This window comes from Streptomyces durbertensis, assembly GCF_014156695.1.
Taxonomy (GTDB): domain Bacteria; phylum Actinomycetota; class Actinomycetes; order Streptomycetales; family Streptomycetaceae; genus Streptomyces; species Streptomyces durbertensis.
In genome coordinates this window covers 1-831 of the sequence record NZ_WMLF01000869.1, presented here as the reverse complement: position 1 = coordinate 831, position 831 = coordinate 1, and the positions used below count along the sequence as shown (strand labels likewise).

Here is an 831-nt window from a genome sequence, read left to right as displayed (position 1 = left end):
GGCCCCGCCACCGCGCCACCCAGGTCAACCGTGGCGGCCGCGACACCCTCTGCTCGGTCCTCCGCTCCGTCGACCCCACCACCGGCCGCACCACCGTCTCCACCTGGGCCGGCAAGGACTACCCGCGCACCCTGGTCGACAAGTCCACCAGCGCCTACGTCACCCCCGGCGCCGGCCTACTCTTCCGCCAGTTCCAGGGCAGCGACCCGGACACCGGCGGCGTCTTCCTGATGACCGACACCGGCCTGCGCTACGCCGTCCAGTCCAACACCGACAGCAGCACCGACAAGGCCCCGCGCCGCAAACCGGACAGCGGCGCCCCCGAAGTCGACGAAGCCCAGATCCGCCTCGGCTACCGAGGCGTCAAACCCAGTCCCGTCCCCATCACCTGGGCCCAGTTCCTCCCCACCGGCCCGCGACTGGACACCACCAGCGCCCGCCAGCCGCAGGGGTCCTGATGCGACGCCCCACCGTCCTCCTCCTCCTCCTCCTCCCCGCGCTGCTGCTCCCGCTCGCGGTCGCGACCCCTGTGACCGCGTCCGACAACGACCAGCGCCCACGCACCCGCCTGGCCACCACCGGCGAGTGCGAGTTCGGCGGCAAACCGATCCCCGGCCTCCCGTGGGCCCTCCAACGCGTCCAACTCGACCGCCTGTGGGCCGAGTCGCAGGGGGAGGGCGTACGCGTCGCCGTCATCGACAGCGGCGTCGACGTCCGCAACCCGCAGCTCCGCCCGGCCGTCGACGTCGGCAGCGGACGCGACTTCGTCAAGCCCAAGAAGGACGACCCAGAAACCCTCCCCAAGGGCCCCACCGTCGACCTCGTCGGCCA

General features: G+C 72.7%; 1 protein-coding gene and 1 pseudogene. Both read left to right on the top strand.

Annotated elements, in window-relative coordinates:
• The coding region (locus GL263_RS27375; protein ID WP_182858413.1) for a type VII secretion protein EccB at positions 1-458 on the top strand (458 nt) is incomplete at its 5' end.
• A pseudogene (locus GL263_RS28720) lies at positions 458-831 on the top strand (type VII secretion-associated serine protease mycosin); the annotation flags it as partial. The gene GL263_RS27375 and the pseudogene GL263_RS28720, both read left to right, overlap by 1 nt.